This window comes from Dyella kyungheensis (assembly GCF_049913195.1).
Lineage (GTDB): Bacteria > Pseudomonadota > Gammaproteobacteria > Xanthomonadales > Rhodanobacteraceae > Dyella > Dyella kyungheensis.
The window spans coordinates 4,016,117-4,034,406 of the sequence record NZ_CP183983.1; the positions used below are offsets into that span (position 1 = coordinate 4,016,117).

Annotated in this window: 11 protein-coding genes; 7 read left to right on the top strand and 4 right to left on the bottom strand. The window is 65.2% G+C overall.

Annotation, left to right across the window (positions count from 1 at the left end):
* Positions 1-22: 22 nt before the first annotated feature.
* A complete protein-coding gene (locus tag ACN9MB_RS18215) occupies positions 23-640 on the bottom strand; it encodes a LysE/ArgO family amino acid transporter (protein WP_426269804.1) in 618 nt (205 codons plus the stop codon).
* Between the two features lie 195 nt (positions 641-835).
* Between ACN9MB_RS18215 and ACN9MB_RS18220 the strand changes: the two genes are divergently transcribed.
* The gene (locus tag ACN9MB_RS18220) at positions 836-1,735 is read left to right on the top strand and encodes a LysR family transcriptional regulator ArgP (protein WP_426269805.1); all 900 of its coding nucleotides are present in this window, start codon (positions 836-838) and stop codon (positions 1,733-1,735) included.
* A gap of 224 nt (positions 1,736-1,959) precedes the next feature.
* Here the strand turns inward: ACN9MB_RS18220 and sucD are convergent, their stop codons facing one another.
* Both sucD and sucC read right to left on the bottom strand, forming a co-directional pair.
* Positions 1,960-2,835, bottom strand: coding sequence for a succinate--CoA ligase subunit alpha (gene sucD / locus ACN9MB_RS18225; RefSeq protein WP_046972115.1), 876 nt, complete (start codon positions 2,833-2,835; stop codon positions 1,960-1,962).
* 13 nt (positions 2,836-2,848) lie between these two features.
* Positions 2,849-4,012 carry an ADP-forming succinate--CoA ligase subunit beta gene (sucC, locus tag ACN9MB_RS18230; protein WP_046972114.1) on the bottom strand — a complete coding sequence of 388 codons (1,164 nt, stop codon included), beginning with the start codon at positions 4,010-4,012 and terminating at the stop codon, positions 2,849-2,851.
* A gap of 299 nt (positions 4,013-4,311) precedes the next feature.
* Here sucC and ACN9MB_RS18235 point away from each other — a divergent pair, with 299 nt between their 5' ends.
* Positions 4,312-5,943, top strand: a complete 1,632-nt coding sequence (locus ACN9MB_RS18235) for a sensor histidine kinase (protein ID WP_338031020.1) — start codon at positions 4,312-4,314, stop codon at positions 5,941-5,943.
* Positions 5,944-6,140: 197 nt separating this feature from the next.
* On the opposite strand, the gene ACN9MB_RS18240 is transcribed toward ACN9MB_RS18235, so the two are convergent.
* Positions 6,141-7,094 carry a LacI family DNA-binding transcriptional regulator gene (locus ACN9MB_RS18240; protein WP_426271946.1) on the bottom strand — a complete coding sequence of 318 codons (954 nt, stop codon included), beginning with the start codon at positions 7,092-7,094 and terminating at the stop codon, positions 6,141-6,143.
* A 409-nt stretch (positions 7,095-7,503) separates the two neighbouring features.
* On the opposite strand from ACN9MB_RS18240, the gene pgmB reads away from it, so the two are divergent.
* The 5 genes from pgmB (at position 7,504) to ACN9MB_RS18265 (ending at position 18,285) form a co-directional block, all read left to right on the top strand.
* A complete protein-coding gene (pgmB, locus tag ACN9MB_RS18245; RefSeq protein ID WP_204637077.1) occupies positions 7,504-10,575 on the top strand; it encodes a beta-phosphoglucomutase in 3,072 nt (1,023 codons plus the stop codon).
* A gap of 64 nt (positions 10,576-10,639) precedes the next feature.
* Positions 10,640-13,180: a TonB-dependent receptor gene (locus ACN9MB_RS18250; RefSeq protein ID WP_204637078.1), complete on the top strand. Its 2,541-nt coding sequence runs from the start codon at positions 10,640-10,642 to the stop codon at positions 13,178-13,180.
* A gap of 104 nt (positions 13,181-13,284) precedes the next feature.
* The gene (locus ACN9MB_RS18255; RefSeq protein WP_426269806.1) at positions 13,285-14,547 is read left to right on the top strand and encodes an MFS transporter; all 1,263 of its coding nucleotides are present in this window, start codon (positions 13,285-13,287) and stop codon (positions 14,545-14,547) included.
* Positions 14,544-15,995: a sulfatase family protein gene (locus ACN9MB_RS18260; protein WP_426269807.1), complete on the top strand. Its 1,452-nt coding sequence runs from the start codon at positions 14,544-14,546 to the stop codon at positions 15,993-15,995. The genes ACN9MB_RS18255 and ACN9MB_RS18260 overlap by 4 nt, the downstream gene beginning before the upstream one ends.
* A 40-nt stretch (positions 15,996-16,035) precedes the next feature.
* Positions 16,036-18,285: a glycosyl hydrolase family 95 catalytic domain-containing protein gene (locus tag ACN9MB_RS18265; protein ID WP_426269808.1), complete on the top strand. Its 2,250-nt coding sequence runs from the start codon at positions 16,036-16,038 to the stop codon at positions 18,283-18,285.
* The last annotated feature ends 5 nt before the right edge of the window (positions 18,286-18,290 follow it).

Consider the following 18,290-nt stretch of genomic DNA (forward strand, 5'->3'; position numbering starts at 1 on the left):
GAAGCCGCCTGCCCTGCGCCGCTCAGCTCACGGACTGCCGCAGCAACACCACCGCAAGCGTCAGCATGAACACGGCGACGGCCACATCGAACACACGCCAGGCTAGCGGGCTGCGGAACACCGGCAGCAGCAGGCGCGCGCCATAGCCCAGCGAAAGAAACCACAACACGCTGGCCGTGGACGCGCCGGCGGCGAAGAACCAGCGCGCATTGCCTGCGTAGTGCGTCGACAGGCTACCGAGCAGCACCACCGTATCCAGGTAGACGTGCGGGTTGAGCAAGGTGAAGGCCAGACAGGCCAGCACGACGCGGCCCCGGCTCAAGGCAGCATTGCCCACCGGCTGCAGACCGCTTTCGCCCTGCCATGCGCGCCGCAGCGCCAGCATGCCGTAGACCGCCAGGAAGGCAGCACCCACGTAGCACAGCCATTCCAGCAGGCTGGGATGTTGCTTCACCGCCAGCCCCATGCCGGCGACGCCAAGCAGGATCAGCCCCACGTCCGCGAGAATGCACACGGCCACCACCGAGCCGATGAAGTGCCGCTGCAGGCCCTGGCGCAGCACGAAGGCGTTCTGCGCACCAATGGCGATGATCAGCCCCGCGCCCGCGGCGAGGCCGGCCAGATAGGCCGTGGAAATCATGGGAATGCTCCGAAAAGACCGCCACTGTGGCGTAGACGTCTTGGACAGTAAAACTAATTATTCTTAACTTACCTGAATTTTCCTAATGACCAATGTGGGAGCGCACCCTGTGCGCGACTGCCGTACCTGAGGGCTCACCGCAGGCCCGTCGCGCACAGGGTGCGCTCCCACAGTGAATGACCAGGACGACGCACCATGAGCCTGCTCAACCCCCAACTCGTCGCGTTCGCCGCCGTCCTGGAAGAAGGCAGTTTCGATGGCGCCGCGCGGCGCCTGTCACTGACCCCTTCCGCCATTTCCCAACGCATCAAGGCACTGGAGGATCGGCTGGGCCAGGTACTGATCCTGCGCCACACGCCCAGCGAAGCGACCGAAGCCGGCCAACGCCTGCTGCGCAGCGTGCAGCAGATGCGCCTGCTGGAAGCGGAGACCTTGAACGAGTTCCGGGTCGGCCCGGACAGCAGCGGCCCGGCCACGGTCGCCATCGGCGTCAACGCAGACTCGCTGGCAACCTGGTTTCTCGCCGCGCTGGCGCAGTTGCACGACCGCCATCAGCTGTTGTTCGACGTGCGCGTGGAAGACCAGGACCACTCCACCAACCTGTTGCGCGACGGCTCGGTGCTGGGCGCCATTACCGCGGAAGCTCAACCCGTCCAGGGCTGCAGCGTGAAGAAGCTCGGCGTGATGCGCTATCTCCCGGTCGCCTCGCCGGCGTTCGTGAAGCGTCATTTCGCCAGCGGCGTCAACGCCGCCTCGCTCGGCCAGGCGCCGATGCTGGTGTTCAACCGCAAAGATGCCTTGCAGTGGCGCTATATCCACAGCGTCACCCGCGCGCGCATGGCACCGCCGATGCACTACGTGCCGTCGTCCACGGCGTTTGTCGAAGGCGCCGAACTGGGGCTGGGCTGGGCGATGGCGCCGGAGTCGATGCTGGCGAAGCATTTTGCGGCCGGCACGCTCAAGCCGATCGCGGCCAATCAATGGCTCGACGTTCCGTTGTATTGGCAGTGCTGGTCGATTCGCTCGGCGACGTTGGCGACGGTGACGGAGGCATTGTTGCGCGCTGCGCAGGAGGGGTTGCGCCAGCGCAGGTGAGCGGCCTCGCCCGTACTGTGGGAGCGCACCCTGTGTGCGACGGCGGCGCACCGCAATCGGGGCATGGCCTGCGCAGCTCGGAAGCATCGCGATGTAGGCAGCGCCTGTCGCGCACAGGGTGCGCTCCCACAGATGCGGTGTCATACGAGGTTGTGCTGGAGGCTGTCCAAAGAAAAAGGGCCGCATCGCTGCGGCCCTTCTTCACATCGATCGAAAAGACTCGATTACTTCTTCATCAAACCAGCGAGCGTCTTGCCCAGATCGGCCGGCGACTTCACCGTGGTGACGCCTGCCTTCTCCAGCGCAGCGAACTTCGCCGCTGCCGTGCCCTTGCCGCCCGAGATGATCGCGCCGGCATGGCCCATGCGCTTGCCCGGAGGCGCCGAGGCGCCGGCGATGAACGAGACCACCGGCTTGGTGACGTACTCGCCGATGAACTCGGCGGCGTCTTCTTCAGCGCTGCCGCCGATTTCGCCGACCATGATGATGCCTTCGGTCTGCGGATCGTCCTGGAACAGCTTGAGGCAGTCGATGAAGCTCAGGCCGTTGATCGGGTCGCCGCCGATGCCGATCACGGTGGACTGGCCCAGGCCTTCGTTGGTGGTCTGGAACACCGATTCGTACGTCAGCGTGCCGGAGCGCGAGACGATGCCGACCTTGCCCGGCATGTGGATGTGACCCGGCATGATGCCGATCTTGCACTCGCCCGGGGTGATGATGCCGGGGCAGTTCGGCCCGATCAACACGATTTCCGGGTGCTGCGCCAGCACGTTCTTCACGCGCAGCATGTCCAGCACCGGGATGCCCTCGGTGATTGCCACGATGACCTTGATGCCGGCATCGATGGCTTCGAGGATCGAGTCGGCCGCGAACGGCGGCGGCACGAAGATCACCGACGCATCAGCGCCGGTTTCATCGACGGCTTCCGAAACCGAATTGAAGACCGGCAGGCCGATGTGCTCGCTGCCGCCCTTGCCCGGGGTCACGCCGCCGACGACCTTGGTGCCGTAATCCAGCGCCTGCTGCGCGTGGAAGGTGCCCTGCTGGCCGGTAAAGCCCTGTACCAGGACCTTGGTGTTCTTATTGACGAGAACGCTCATGGATCTTTGCTCCTCAGGCCTTGGCCGCAGCCACGGCTTTCTGCGCCGCATCGTTGAGATCGTTGGCCGGCGTGATCGCCAGGCCGGAGTTGGCGAGCAGTTCGCGGCCCAGCTCCACGTTGGTGCCCTGCAGGCGCACCACCACGGGGATCTTCAGACCCACTTCCTTCACGGCCGCGATGATGCCTTCGGCGATCAGGTCGCAACGCACGATGCCGCCGAAGATGTTGACCAGGATGGCCTTCACCTTGTCGGAGGAAAGAATCAGCTTGAACGCCTCGGTGACGCGTTCCTTGGTGGCGCCGCCGCCGACGTCGAGGAAGTTGGCCGGCTCGCCGCCTGCCAGCTGGATCACGTCCATGGTGGCCATGGCCAGACCGGCGCCGTTGACCATGCAGCCGATGGTGCCGTCCATGGTGACGTAGTTGAGGTTGTGCACGACGGCAGCAGCCTCGGCAGCGTCTTCCTGGGTCAGGTCGCGCATGGCGGCCAGATCGGGATGACGGAACTCGGCGTTGTCGTCGGAGTTAACCTTGCCGTCGAGGGCGGCGAGGTTGCCGTCTTCGAGGATGGCGAGCGGGTTCAGCTCGACCAGGGACAGGTCCTTCTCGTTGAACAGCTTGTACAGGCCCAGCATGATCTTGGTCAGCTGGCCGACCTGCTTCGCGTTGAGGTCCATGGCGAAGCCAAGCTGGCGGCACTGGTACGGCTGCAGGCCTTCGACGAAGTCCACCACGATGGTGTGGATGTCTTCCGGGGTGTCCTTGGCGACCTGTTCGATGTCCACGCCGCCGTGCTTGGAGGCGATGAAGGAGATCGACTTGCTGTCACGGTCCGTCAGGATCGACAGGTACAGTTCCTTGGCGATGTTGGTCGCGTCGGTGACCAGCACCAGGTTCACCGGCAGCGCACGGCCGGCCGACTGGTAGGTTTCCATGTTGGTGCCCAGCATGCCCTTGGCAGCTGCGCGCACGTCGTCGAGGCTCTTGCAGAACTTGACGCCGCCGGCCTTGCCGCGGCCGCCTGCGTGGATCTGTGCCTTGACCATCCACTGCGAACCACCAAGGTGCTTGGCGGCGTCGACAGCGGCATCGGGAGAGTTGGCGACCTTGCCCGGGGGCACGGCAATGCCGTACTTCGCGAACAATTCTTTGGCCTGGTACTCGTGGAAATTCATGGATACCTCGAGAGTACGGGGGAACATGACGGCCGGCCGGTTGTGGGAGACCGGACGGTCAGGGGAACGACGGCGGTACGAGCGCTGCCGGGATGCAGTGCGCCGCCGCCTGCCTGTCGACATGACGGAAACCGCGCAATACGGCCCGGTATTTTCGCAGCAGCGGCCCCCGATGGAAAGGGGCGGCCCGGCCGGCGGCCGCGGATGGCCGGTGCGTACAAGCCGCGGAAGCCCCGTCTATACTGGCTCCGCCCGCCTTCCGGCCGACTGAAAGAGAGCCCGCCCAGGTGTCCAACACCGTGCAGCCTGCCTACCCCACCGCGCGTCCGGCTCCCGAGGCGGCGCGCCACGAGCTCTTGTTCCTCAACTGTTTCCGGCTGGCCCAGGCGCTGGTCTACATCGGCCTGGCGCTGAGTCCCAGCACCCTGGGCTGGCCCAAGCTGGCCGACGTGGGACTGGCCCGCGGCGTGGCCGTGCTGTTCCTGCTGTTCGCCCTGGGGATGCTCTCGCTGACCCGCCGCTCCACCCCCTGGATTCGCTGGACGGTGTCCGGCGCCCTGGCGGTGGACATCATTGCGGCCGTGCTGGCGATCATCACCATGCACGACGCCCGCATCGGCATCGCCATGATGCTGGCGGTGAACCTGGCGGCCGGCGCGCTGATCCTGCCGCTGCGGCTCTCCTGCTTCTTCGCTGCGCTGGCGACGCTGGGGGTGATCGGTCATTCGGTGCTCGAGGCCCAGGGCCAGGGCGGCATGGACCGCGAACTGCTGGAATCGAGCCTTTTCGGCCTGGCCTATTTCGCCATCACCATGCTGTGCTACGTGCTGAGCCGGCAGATCCGCGCCAGCGAAGCGCTGGCCGAACAGCGCGGTGTCGACCTGGCCAACCTGGCCCAGGTCAACGAGCTGATCATCCGCCGCATGAAGACCGGTGTGCTGCTGGTGGACGATGCCAACCGCATCCACCAGATGAACGAGTCGGCCTGGATGCTGCTGGGCAACCCCACCGCCGACCAGCGCGACCTGGGCCGCGTGGCACCGGAGCTGTCGCGCCGCCTGTACCACTGGATGACCTCGGGCAAGCTGGATGAATCGGCCACCCAACTGGCCGACGGCGTGCCCGAAGTGGTGCCTCGCTTCAGCCGACTGGCGCCGAACGACGACTCGCACGTGCTGATCTTCCTCGACGACACCTCGCTGGTATCGCGCCGCGCCGAGGAGCTCACGCTCAGTTCGCTGGGCCGCCTGTCCGCCTCGATCGCGCACGAAATCCGCAACCCGCTGGCGGCGATCCGCTATTCCGCGCAGTTGCTGGCGGAGTCGGAAGACCTGCCGCCGACCGACCAGCGCATGGTGGAGATCATCAACAACCACTGCGTGCGCTTGAACGAGATCATCGAGAACATCCTGCAGTTGTCGCGGCGCGAGCGCTCGCGTCCGGAGACGCTGGACCTGGGCACCTGGGCCAACCAGTTCGTCGACGAGTACCGCCAGGGCAACGACCTGGGCGAGGATTCGCTGCGCGTGATCCAGGCCAGCACGCCGGTGGCGGCGGTGGCCGATCCGCAGCAGCTGCAGCAAGTGGTGTGGAACCTGGTGCAGAACGCACTGCGCTATGGACGCATGCCGGGCGAACCCGCCCGCGTGATGGTGGTGGCCCGCCATGGCGAACACGGCGTGCCGATTCTCGAAGTGATCGACCGCGGTCCGGGCATTGCACCGAAAGTGGCGGCGCAGATCTTCGAGCCGTTCTATACGACGCACGAATACGGCACGGGTCTTGGGCTTTATCTCGCGCGCCAGATGAGCGAGGCGAATCAGGCGTCGCTGGAATATGTGCGTGTGGCGGGTGGCGGCAGCTGCTTCCGGCTGGTGTTGACGCCGGCGCGGGTGGGCAAGGCGACTGGGGATGCTGCAGCGGCAGGGTAAGGCCCTCCGAGCGCACCTCACCCTTCACCGTCATTCCGGCGCAGGCCGGAATCCAGGCGCCCCAGTGGCCGGCACTGCCTTAAAACAGCCTGAGCTCAGAGGTGCGCGAAAACTAAACCTCGCGCCACTGGATTCCGGCCTGCGCCGGAATGACGGTGAGGGAGGCTGCAGGCATATCGCCAGGCGCCCTGGCCCCATCAGGTCTCGCGCACGATCAACTCAACCGGCAGCGTTTCCGACTGCTGCGGCTGATCGCCGATCAGCGCCAGCACCTTGCGCGCCAGCAGCGTGCCGCCTTCCTGCCAGTCCTGGCGCACCGAACTGAGCGGCGGCAGGAAACTCGCCGCCAGCGGCATGTCGTCGTAGCCCACCACGGAAACATCGCCCGGCACCGTGCGTCCCAGCGTGTTGAGTGCGCGGATCGCGCCCATCGCCAGCAGATCGCTGCAGGCGAACACGGCATCGAACGGCACGCCGCGATCCATCAGCGAATGCATGGCGTCGCCGCCCGACGCCAGCGTGAATTCGTCGCGGCGGATCAGCAGCGGCTTGACGCCGTGCTTGGCCAGTGCCGCCACGAAGCCGTTGAGTCGCTCGAAGATCTCGGGGTGGTTCGGGTTGCCCACGAACACCGGATTGCGGCGGCCCAGCCGGATGAAATGTTCCGCCACCACGCGGCCACCTTGTTCGTTGTCGCTGCCCACCACGATGTGCTCGTCGCCCGGCGCGCCCCACACCACCATCGGCAGGCCCAGCTTGTCGAAGCGGCGCACAGCGTCCTGGCGCGAACCCTGCCCCAGCAGGATCAAGCCATCCGCCGCCTGCACCGCCGCAGCGGTGGCGCCCTGCCGGGTGGTGAGCAGCACGCTATAGCCGTGCGCGGTCAGCTCCTGCGAAATGCCGCCCAGCAGGATCAGCGGATACGGGTCGAGCATGGTGCGGTCGTGGGAGGGTTTCATTTCCACGATCACCGCCACCGTATGGCTGCGGCGCAGGCGCAGATTGCGCGCGCTGACATTGAGCTTGTAGCCCAGCTCGTGGGCCAGCGCCTGCAATCGCTCGCGGGTCTCGCGCTGCACCAGCGGGCTATCGCTGAGCGCCCGCGAAATGGTGATCTTGGATACCCCGGCGACCTTCGCAAGATCCGCCATGGTGAGACTGGCGGTCGGCGCGGCGCCTTGGCGATTCTTTTGGTGACGACTCAAGACCTAGCCCCAATGTCTTGTGAGCGGTCGCGCGGTTTTCCGCACAACGGCCAACCTTGGCAAACGCGAACAGTGTCGTGGTTTGCGGCCTCAACGTCCAACGCCGTATGGAAATGACCCTTTAGCCGCCAAGGTGACCCGGCGCCGCAAGTTTTCGCTTGCCGTCGCAAGTTCGCAACACACCACCGATGATATCGATACCAGACGCAACTATGTTGTGACGCAGCAAATGTTATCGATATCTTGATATCGATAACATTTGCTGCGAAGCTCCGCCCGCACACCAAGAAGCCAGGATGGCCTGCTCGATCTGCAGGCCTTCCGGAAAGCCAAAAATAAAGCGGAGAGAGTGACGTTGGACCTTCAAGAAACGGCGCAGGTCTTGCCGCCCCTTGGTCGTGCCTGGCGCGACCCGTGGGTGGTAACCCGTCAGAACGCCGATCCCGCCGCCTTCGCGCAGGATGAAAGCCTGTTTGCCCTGTCCAACGGCGCGCTCGGCGTGCGCGGCGGCCTGGAGGAAGGCGACAGCGCCAGCCAGGCCTGCTTCCTCGCCGGTGCCTGGGAACGTACGCCGATCGAGTACCACGAGCGCTTCCCCGGTTTTGCCGCGCATACCGACACGCGCATCCCCGTCGCCGACGGCACCCGCATCCATCTGCGCCTGGGCGACACGCCGGTGCGGCTTGGCGAAGGCGAATGGCAGCAGTTCGAACGCGCCCTCGACCTGCGCACCGGCAGCTATCGCCGCCAGTTGCGCTGGCGTTCGCCGGACGGCGCCACCTTGCTGATCGACGCCGAACGCATCGTCAGTTTCGATAGCGCCGCCTTGCTGGCGATCCGGTACCGCGTGACTTCGGTGGACTACACCGGCCCGGTGACGCTGGAGTCTTCCATCAGCACGGCGCGCAGCGCGACCGAGCAAGGCGACGATCCGCGCATCGGCACGCGAGTCGACGGCGGCCTGGCCACCATCGATGCCGCCGCGGGCGATAGCGTGGCCCATGTGCTCCAGCGCACCGCTCACAGCGATATCCGCGTGGCCTGCATGCAGCAGCACGCGATCATCGACGACAGCCTCGGCTTCCGCCTGGCCAACCTCGCGCAACATGGCGTGATGCAGGTGTTCGAAGGCGACCTGGCGCCGGGCAAGTCGGTGACGTTCGAGAAATACGTCGCCTATGCATGGACCCAACCCGGTGGCGCCGATACTGACGCCGAGCTGCTTGCGCGCACCGCCAGCGCGCTTATCCAGGCATACGAGCACGGTTACGACGCCCTGCTGGCGCGCCAGACGCAGGCGCTGACGCAGCTGTGGCAGAACGCCGATCTGGCCATCGACGGCGATCCCGTCACCGAACAGGCGCTGCGTTTCAACCTGTTCCATATCTTCCAGTCGAGCAGTCGCGACGGCCGGGGCAGCACCGCGGCCAAGGGCCTCACCGGCGAAGGCTACGAAGGCCACTATTTCTGGGACGCCGAGGCTTTCATGCTGCCGGCGATGGTGGCGCTTGCGCCCGACGTGGCGCGCAGCATGCTGATGTATCGCCACGGCACGCTCGACCGCGCACGCGCCCATGCCCGCGAAATGAACCACGCGCGAGGTGCGCTGTATGCATGGCGCACCATCAGCGGCGACGAATGCTCCGCCTATTTCCCCAGCGGCTCGGCGCAGTACCACATCAATGCCGCCGTGGCCTGGGCGATCCGCCACTACGTCGATGCGAGCGGCGACGACGCGTTCCTGCGCGACGTGGGCGCGGAGATGCTGTTCGAGACGGCGCGCATCTGGCTGGACATCGGCCACTTCAATGCGCGTCGCGGCGGTGCGTTCTGCATCCATGACGTGACCGGCCCCGACGAATACACCGCGCTGGTCGACAACAACCATTACACCAACCGCATGGCGCAGCGTCACTTGCGCGATGCCGCGAACGTGGCCCGCTGGCTGGCCGACACCGCGCCGGACAGCTTCGCGGAGCTGGCGCGCCGCATCGGCCTGGAACAGTTCGAGATCATGCAGTGGCAGCGCGCCGCCGAGCTGATGTACCTGGCCGAAGACGCGGAACTGGGCATCTTCCCGCAGGACGACACCTTCCTCGACAAGCCGCGCATGCCGGCGCGCTCGGCGGGCGAAGGCAAGCGTCCGCTGCTGCTGGAACTGCATCCGCTGACCATCTATCGGCACCAGGTGTGCAAGCAGGCCGATACCCTGCTTGCGCTGCTGCTCGCCGGCGACGACGTGACGGTGGCCGCCAAGCGCCGCAACTTCGACTACTACGAAGACGTCACGGTGCACGACTCCACCCTGTCCGCTTCCACGTTCGGCGTGATGGCGGCGGAAGTGGGCGAAGCCGACAAGGCATGGCGCTACTTCCAGGACACCTTGCGGGTGGATCTGGACGACCTGCACGGCAACGCGGCGCACGGCCTGCACATGGCGGCCATGGCCGGCAGCTGGCAGTCGCTCGCCTGGGGCTACGGCGGCATGCGCGTGGTGGATGGCGAACTGCGCCTGCGCCCGCAACTGCCCGATGCATGGCATCGCTATCGCTTCGGCATCGCCTGGCAGCGGGGCCATCTGCGCGTGGAAGTGGATCGCACCGGCGTGCGTTACACGGTGACGCGCGGCGATCAGCTGCACTTCCGTCATGCCGGCGAACACGTGCGGTTGCGCCAGGGCGAATCGATTTCCATGCCGCATCGCGCGCCCGCCAGCGACGCCTCGCTGCAAGCCGTGATCTTCGATCTCGACGGCGTGATCGCCGACACCGCGGTCGTGCATCGCGCGGCCTGGGAACAGCTGGCGCACGACATCGGCGCGCCGTTCGACGAACACATCGCCGAGCGCATGAAGGGCGTGGATCGCCGCGGCTCGCTGGAAATCCTGCTGGAACGTGCGCCGCACGCGTATTCCGAGCGCGAGAAACGCGTGCTGGAAGATCGCAAGAATTCCTACTACGTGGCACAGATCGAGTGCTTCGGCCCCGATCAGCTGCTTCGCGGTGCGCGCAGCGCGGTGGAAAGCGTGCGCGACGCGGGCCTGCGCACCGGGCTGGCGTCGGCCAGCCGCAACGCGCCGTTGCTGCTGGATCGGCTGGGTATCGCCGAGTTGTTCGATTACGTCGTCGACGCTTCGCGCATCACGCACTCCAAACCGCATCCGGAAATCTTTCTCGCCGCGGCCACCGGCTTGGGCGTGGCGCCGGAAACGTGTCTTGGCGTGGAAGATGCCGCGGCCGGCGTCGACAGCATTCTCGCCGCCGGCATGCGTGCCGTGGGCGTGGGCGACGCGACCGTGCTGGCGCGCGCCGAAGACATTCTGGTGGGTATCGAGGCTTTCGATATCCAACGCTACATCAGCGGGCAGCCGAACGACCGGGAGACGTCGTCGGAAGTCCTGCCGAACCACTGCTCAGGACCACTCTGACAGCGTGAAGCACCACTCCTAAGAAACACAAACAACAGCTTTTCTTTGATGGGGAGGAAACACCATGAACACGCAACGCATGACTCGTCGGCTGCTTGTCACCAGCATCGCCGCTTTGCTCGCCGCCGGTTCTCTACATGCGCAGGATGCGACACCCAACGCGGCGCCCGCTGCCGCACAAGGCACGACGCCGGCACCGCCCGCGCCGGCCAACCAGAAGAACGCCACCAATCTCGACCAGGTGGTGGTCACCGGTACCGCCGCTGCCGGCGGCCTGAAGAAGATCGACACCTCGTACTCGGTCACCGCGGCCACGCTCGACCAGATCCGCGAATTCAATCCCAAGAGCACGGCCGACCTGCTGAAGATGGCGCCGGGTGTGTTCCCGGAATCGTCGGGCGGCCAGACCGGTGCGAACATCGAAGTGGCCGGCTTCCCGGGCGGCGGCGATGCGCCGTTCGCCACGCTGCAGATCAACGGCTCGCCGATCTATCCGATGCCGACGCTGTCGTTCATGGAAAACTCCTCGATGTTCCGCCTCGATGACACCATCGACCACGCGGAATTCGTGCTCGGCGGCCCGGCCGTGCTGTACGGCAACGGCCAGCCCGGCCTCACCGCCAACTTCATCCTGCGCGAAGGCACCGACAAGCCCAGCGGCGACATCGGCGTCACCTACGGTTCGGAAGGCCTGGTGCGTCTGGACGGCTTCTACGGCTTCAAGATCGCCGACGGCTGGTACGGCAGCGTGGGCGGTTTCTGGCGCCAGTCCGATGGCGTGCGCGATCCGCAGTTCGATGCCGACAAGGGCGGCTCGCTGACCGCCACGTTGACGCACAACTTCGGCGACAGCGGCTCGATCATGTTCTACGCGCGCGACCTCAAGGACCACAACCAGTTCGTCACCGATACGCCGATCCTCAATCCGGGCCGTGGCCAGTTCGACAACTACCCCGGCTTCGATGCGCTCACCGGCACCTTCGGCAGCAAAGCCGACCAGTACGCCTTCCTGCAGACCACGCCGTGCACCACGGCGGGCTGCCAGCCGGCCGGCCAGCATGTGAACCTGGCCGACGGCCGCGGCGCCGACGTGGTGTCCGTAGGTGGCAATCTCGACCTGACCTTCGGCGACGGCTGGAACATCTCGGACAAGTTCAACTTCACCGGCGGCGAGATGAACACGGTCGCGTTCTTCAGCACCGGTGCCAACCCGCAGACGCTGGGCAGCTACATCGACGACCAGATCACCGCCGACGGCCTCCCGGCCGGCACCACCGCCACCGCCACCTACGTCAACAACGGCGGCGCGGCGGACATGAACCAGAACGTCACCACGCAGGGCTACTGGTACGTGCACAAGCGCATCCAGGGTGCGTCGAACGAGTTCCACATCAGCAAGGACATCTTCGAAGGCAACACGCTGACGTTCGGCAACTACACCGCCGTCTACAACGATCACGACAACTGGCTGCTCGGCAACAACATGCTGCTGCAGGCCAAGAACAACCCGTACCCGATCGCCGTGACGCTGAGCAATGGCGACGTGCTGTCGAGCCCGGGCGGTTTCGTCAGCGGTCCGTCGACGGCGATTCGCGAAGCGTGGAACGGCTTCAATACGGCGTTCTTCCTGACCGACTCGTGGAAGGTCGACAAGTGGTTGTTCGACGTCGGTGTCCGCGAGGAACGCCAGGAAGCCAATGGCCGCATCCAGAACACGGCCACCGGCGATCTCGACGGCAATCCGACCACGCTCTACAACAACAACTCGCAGTACCTGACGGCCGGCAACACGTACATCAATTACGCGAAGACCGCACCGTCGTGGACGATCGGCGCCAACTACGAGATCCAGAGCAACATGAGCGTGTACGCACGCGTCAACGACGGCGTGCACTTCCCGGGCTTCGATGACCTGCGTGGCCTGCCCAGCCAGCCGATCAACAAGATCCACAACATGGAAGTGGGCTTCAAGTACCAGGCCGACTGGGTGTACGTGGACGTGAACGCGTACCGCAAGTTGTTCTACAACGTGCCGTACACGATCACCCAGGGCAACGGCCAGCAGTTCTCGTTCGACTACGGCTCGGCCACCAAGGGCATCAACTTCACCACGGTGCTGAAGCCGGTGCCGGGCACGCCGGGCTTCCAGATCGCGTTCAGCGGCAACTACATGGACGGCCACTACACGCACAGCGCCGCCTGCACGCCCTACCTGCAGCAGAGTGGAGAGGAGGGCTGCGCCAGCCTCAACGGTATGCAGCTCCAGCGCCAGCCGCAGTTCCACGGCATCCTGACGCCGTCGTACCAGTGGCCCACCGGCTTCGGCAACATGAAGCTGTGGCTGACCTACGAATACGTCGGCAACCGCTACGGCGACCTGATCGAGCAGCAGCCGCTCGGCCAGTACCACACGCTGGCGTTCGGTGCCACGGCGAACATCGGCGACAACTGGCAGGTTAACCTGCAGGGCACCAACCTCACCAACGAGATCGGCATCACCGAAGGCAACTCGCGTCTGTTCGGCTTTGCCAGCGCGGGCGGAGTGATTCTTGCCCGCTCGATCGAAGGTCGTGAGGTCAACCTGCAGGTCAAGTACAACTTCTAAATCGTTTCACGCAAGACGCTTCACCTAGCACTTCCCTCGACTGTCCCGGGCCGCCACTAGTGCGGCGGTCCGGGACCTTTTTCAGACCTCACTACGGGGTGTGCATGAACCGGTTCCGCATGGTCGTCGCGCTGGCATCGATTTACATGGTGTTCGCGATACTGCTCAACAGCGTCGGCACGGTCATCCTGCAGTCGATCCACACCTTTGGCATCGACAAGCCGCAGGCCAGCCTGCTGGAACTGTTCAAGGACTTGCCGATCGCCGTCACCTCGTTCCTGGTGGCTTCGTTCCTGCCGCGGCTGGGCTATCGCCGCGCGATGATGCTGGCCTTGTGCATCGTGGGCAGCGCCTGCGTGCTGATGCCGTTGTTCCCCAGCTTCCATACCACCGAATTGTTGTTCACCTGCGTGGGCGTGTCATTCGCGCTGGCGAAGGTGTCCGTGTATTCCTCCATCGGCCTGCTGACCGACAGCAAGGCCGAGCACGGCCGGCTTACCAACACCATCGAGGGGCTGTTCATGCTCGGCGTGTTGGCCAGCGGTTGGCTGTTCAGTGCGTTCATTGATCATGGCAACCCAGCCAACCCCTCGTGGTTCAACGTGTACTGGGTGCTGGCCGTGCTGTGTTTCGGCACGGTAGCGCTGCTGTCGGGCGCGCGGCTGGACGAATCGGCGGCGCATGGCGAAGTGCGGCTGTCGATGGGCCAGGCCCTGCGCGACATGTACCGCCTGCTGATGCGCACGCTGGTCTACGTGTTCCTGCTCTCCGCCTTCCTCTATGTGTTGATCGAGCAGAGCTTCAGCACCTGGCTGCCGACCTTCAACAACGAGATCCTCAAACTGCCCAACGCGATGAGCATCCAGATGGCGAGCATCCTCGCCGGTGCTACCGCGCTGGGGCGCATCATTGCCGGCCAGTTGCTGCGGCGCATGTCCTGGCACGTGCTGCTCAACCTGTGCGTGGTCGGCATGGGTGCGCTGATCCTGCTGGTGCTGCCGCTGGCGCGCCATGCGGTGGTGGGCGTCGATGTGGGCTGGTTCAATGCGCCGATCGCCGCCTACCTGATTCCGCTGATCGGCCTGCTGATGGCGCCGATCTATCCGGTGATCAATTCGGTGGCGTTGAGCTCGCTGCCCAAGCCCTCGCATGCGGCCATGACCGGCCTCATCGTGATTTTCTCCGCGCTCGGCGGCACGTTGGGTTCGCGCATCACCGCCATCGTCTTCACCAACTTCGGCGGCATCCATGCGTTCTATTTCTCGCTGGTGCCGATGACGCTGATACTGGTGACGCTGTTCTTCTTCAAGCGCGAAACCGATCGCTCCGCGGTGCCGCCCATGCTGGCGCCGGAGGGCACGGCGTGAGTTTCACGCGCCGCCAGTTCCTGGCGTCGGGCATGGTCGCTGCGGGCGCGGCGCTGACATCGAAGGCATGGTCGGGCACCGGCAGCGCGAAGCAGACGGGGCGCATGCGCAACGTGCTGCTGATCGTGGCCGACGATCATGGCTACGACATGTCGAGCCTGGGCAGTGCCGTGCATACGCCGACACTGGATCGGCTGGCCCGCGAAGGCACGCTGTTCACCGACGCCTATGCCTCGGTGTCTTCCTGCAGCTCGAGCCGCTCCACTCTTTACACTGGCCTTTATTCGCATACCAACGGCATGTACGGCCTTTCGCACGACGTGCATAACTTCTCGTTGCTGGAAGACGTGAAGACGCTGCCGTGGATGCTCAAGCAGCACGGCTATGCCACGTCGCTGGTCGGCAAGCTGCACGTGAAGCCGGAAGCCGCGCTGGCCTACGATGCCTGGCTGCTGCCCGAACGGGCCGGCAACCGCGACGTGGCAGCGATGGGGCACGCCGCCGGGCAATGGATGCGTGCGCAAGGCACGCGGCCGTTCTTCCTGACCATGGGCTACAGCGATCCGCACCGCGCGGGCGACCCTTCGCAGTTCGGCAATACGCGCGACTGGCCGGAAGTGAAGCGCATGCGCTATCGGCCGCAGGACGTGACCATCCCCTCGCATCTACCGGATCTTCCCGGCGTGCGCGAAGACCTGGCCCAGTACTACGAAGCCGTCAGCCGCATGGACAGCGGCGTGGAGATCCTGTTGCGCGAACTCGAAGCGTCGGGTCACGCGGACGACACGCTGGTGATCTATCTGTCCGACAACGGCCGTCCGTTCCCCGGCGCCAAGGACAATCTCTACTACGAAGGCATCCATCTGCCGCTGATCGTGCGCGCGCCGCACGCTGCGCATCGCGGTATCCGCAACAATGCGATGGTGAGCTGGATCGACATCACGCCGACCATCCTCGACTGGGCCGGTGTATCGCCACCGCAGGGCTATCGCTATCTGCCGCTGCCGGGACGATCGCTGTTGCCGATCCTGGAGCAGACCGCGCCCAGCGGCTGGGACGAAGTGTTTGCCACGCACTCGTTCCACGAGATCGACCAGTACTACCCCACCCGTTCGTTGCGCACGCGGCGCTACAGCTATTTCCTGAACCTGCAGCCCAGCCTGCGCGTGCCCATTGCCAGCGACGTGGCGCTGTCGCCCTCGTGGAAGGCGATCACCTCCACGCCAGGCGCGCGATTGGGCAAACGGTCGCTGGAAGCGTTCGAACACCGGCCCGATGAAGAACTCTACGACCTGCACGCCGACCCCGACGAGATCGTGAACCTGGCCAGCGACCCGGCGCATGCCGCCGCGCTGGCCGATGTCCGCGCGCAGTTGGCGCGCTGGCGCACCGCCACCCACGACCCGTGGATGGCCGGCATCACCAATCCCTTTGGACCCGCGCGCTGAGCGCGAGGTCCAACCGCTGCAACGAGGAATGCGCACGCCCATGACGTCCCCGCTACGACACCTTCCCCGCCTGGTTGCGCTCGGCCTGCTGTTGGTCGCCGCCCGCGTCAGCGCAGCCACCGATCCCAGCTTCGTGCTGACCGGCACGTCGGAACAGTTCGGCAGCTATTTCCCGAGCTATCTGGCCAACGGCTATTTTTCCACGCTCACCTCGGTGCGCGGCACCGAGCCCACCATGGGTTACATGGTCGCGACCATGGACTATGCGAAGGACGATATCGCCCGCCCCGCCGCCATGCCGGGCTGGAACGAGATCGACTACAACCCGGGCGGCGGCTGGCTCAATTCCACCCGCGTGGCGAAGGAGATCTTCACCGACTACTCGCAGACGCTGGACATGTATGGCGCCACGCTGAGCACGAAGTACCGCTTCGTGTACGCCAACAAGTCCACCGACGTGCAGGTCACCACCTTCGTCAGCCAGGATGCGGGGCATCTCGCCGCCACCCGCCTCACCCTCACGCCGCAGTTCGACGGCAGCGTGCAGCTGACCTTTCCGATCCGCCTGTGGTCGGAACACCAGCCGCGCTTTCCGATCGGCAAGATGACCGGCGACGAGATGATCGCCGCGGTGATCGCCAGCGGGCAGAACCTCGACAACAAACCGGTGCCGACGCCGGACCGTGCCGCCGTGTGGTATCCCGGCGTGGTGCGCGTCGCCTCGAATGGCGGCGACACCAAGACGCTGACGCTGTGGCTGGACGGACGCGCCGAACAAGGTGTGGCGGTAGCGCAGGCCGTGGCCGTGGAGTTGCCCAAGGGGCTCGAGGTCGAAGACGTGCAGCTGGAGCAAGGCCCGTACAAGCTCTCGCTGAATCTCAAGGCCAAGCTGCACAAAGGCCAGAGCTACAGCTTCACCAAGTACATCGCTGCCTCGCGCGAAGGCTGGGGCGGTAATGCGCAGGCCGACCTCGTGCTCGCCACGCAGGCACGCAAGACCGGCTTCGATAGCTTGCTCGCCAGGCATCAGGCGGCCTGGCATGCACTGTGGAAATCGGATATCCGCATCGACGGCGATGCCAAGGTCCAGCAGGCCGTGCATTCGGATCTGTATTACCTGCTGTCCAACACCACGGTGGGCACCAGTTGGCCGATGGGCGCGTGTGCGCTCACTCCGGGTTATGCCGGCCATGCGTTCTGGGACAGCGATTCGTGGGTGTTTCCGGCGCTGCTGTTGTTGCATCCGGAGCGCGCCAAGCCGATCGTGATGTTCCGTCATCGCACCATCGGCCCCGCACAGGAGCGCGCTCAGCAGTACGGCGTGAAGGGCACCATGTATCCGTGGGAATCCGATCCGGAAACCGGCAAGGATTACACCCCGCATTTTGCCTATGGCGTGTTCCGCGAGGTCCACGTCAATGCGGATATCGCCATTGCCCAGTGGCAGTACTACAACGCCACCGGCGATGAGGCGTGGTTGAAGCAATATGGCTGGCCGGTGATCGAACAGGTCGCCACGTTCTGGGCCAGCCGCGTGAGCTACGACAAGGCCAACGACCGTTACGAAATACATCACGTCACCTCGCCCGACGAGGCCTACGACGACGTACCGAACGACTCGTTCACCAATGCGGTGGCGCAGAAGGCGCTGCGCATCGCGGTGAAGGCGGCGAAGAAGGTGGGCGCGCAGGCCGATCCGCAATGGAGCGTGATCGCCGACAAGATGTATATCCCGTTCGACGAGAAGAACCAGCGCCATCTCGATTTCGACGCGTCGGTGCCGCACGACAAGATCACCTGGATGGGTTCGTCGCTGGCGTGGCTGATGTATCCCAACCTCGACCTGCCGATGACGCCGCAGATCCGTCGCAACGATTTCGACTTCCAGCTGCACGAGCTGAAAGAGCACGGCGACGATCCGAACGAGATGATGATGGTGATGCTGGCCGTCGGCTCGGCCGAGCTGGGCGACGCGCAAGGGGCCAACGACTGGATCCAGCGCAACCTGGTCGGCTTCCTCAAGCCGCCGTTCAACGTGCGCACCGAAACGGTGGCGAACAACGCGGGCTACATTCTGGCCACTTCCGCTGGTTTCGTGCAGAGCTTCGTCTACGGGCTGAGCGGCCTGCGCATCGACGACGACGGCCTCACCGAAGCCTACGCACCGACCTTGCCGTCGGCGTGGAAATCGATGCAGCTCAAGGGCGTGCATTTCCGCGGCAAGCAGTACGACATCACCGTCGAGCATGGCGCCGACGGCAAGGCACACCTGACGCGCAAGACGCTGTGAATGCC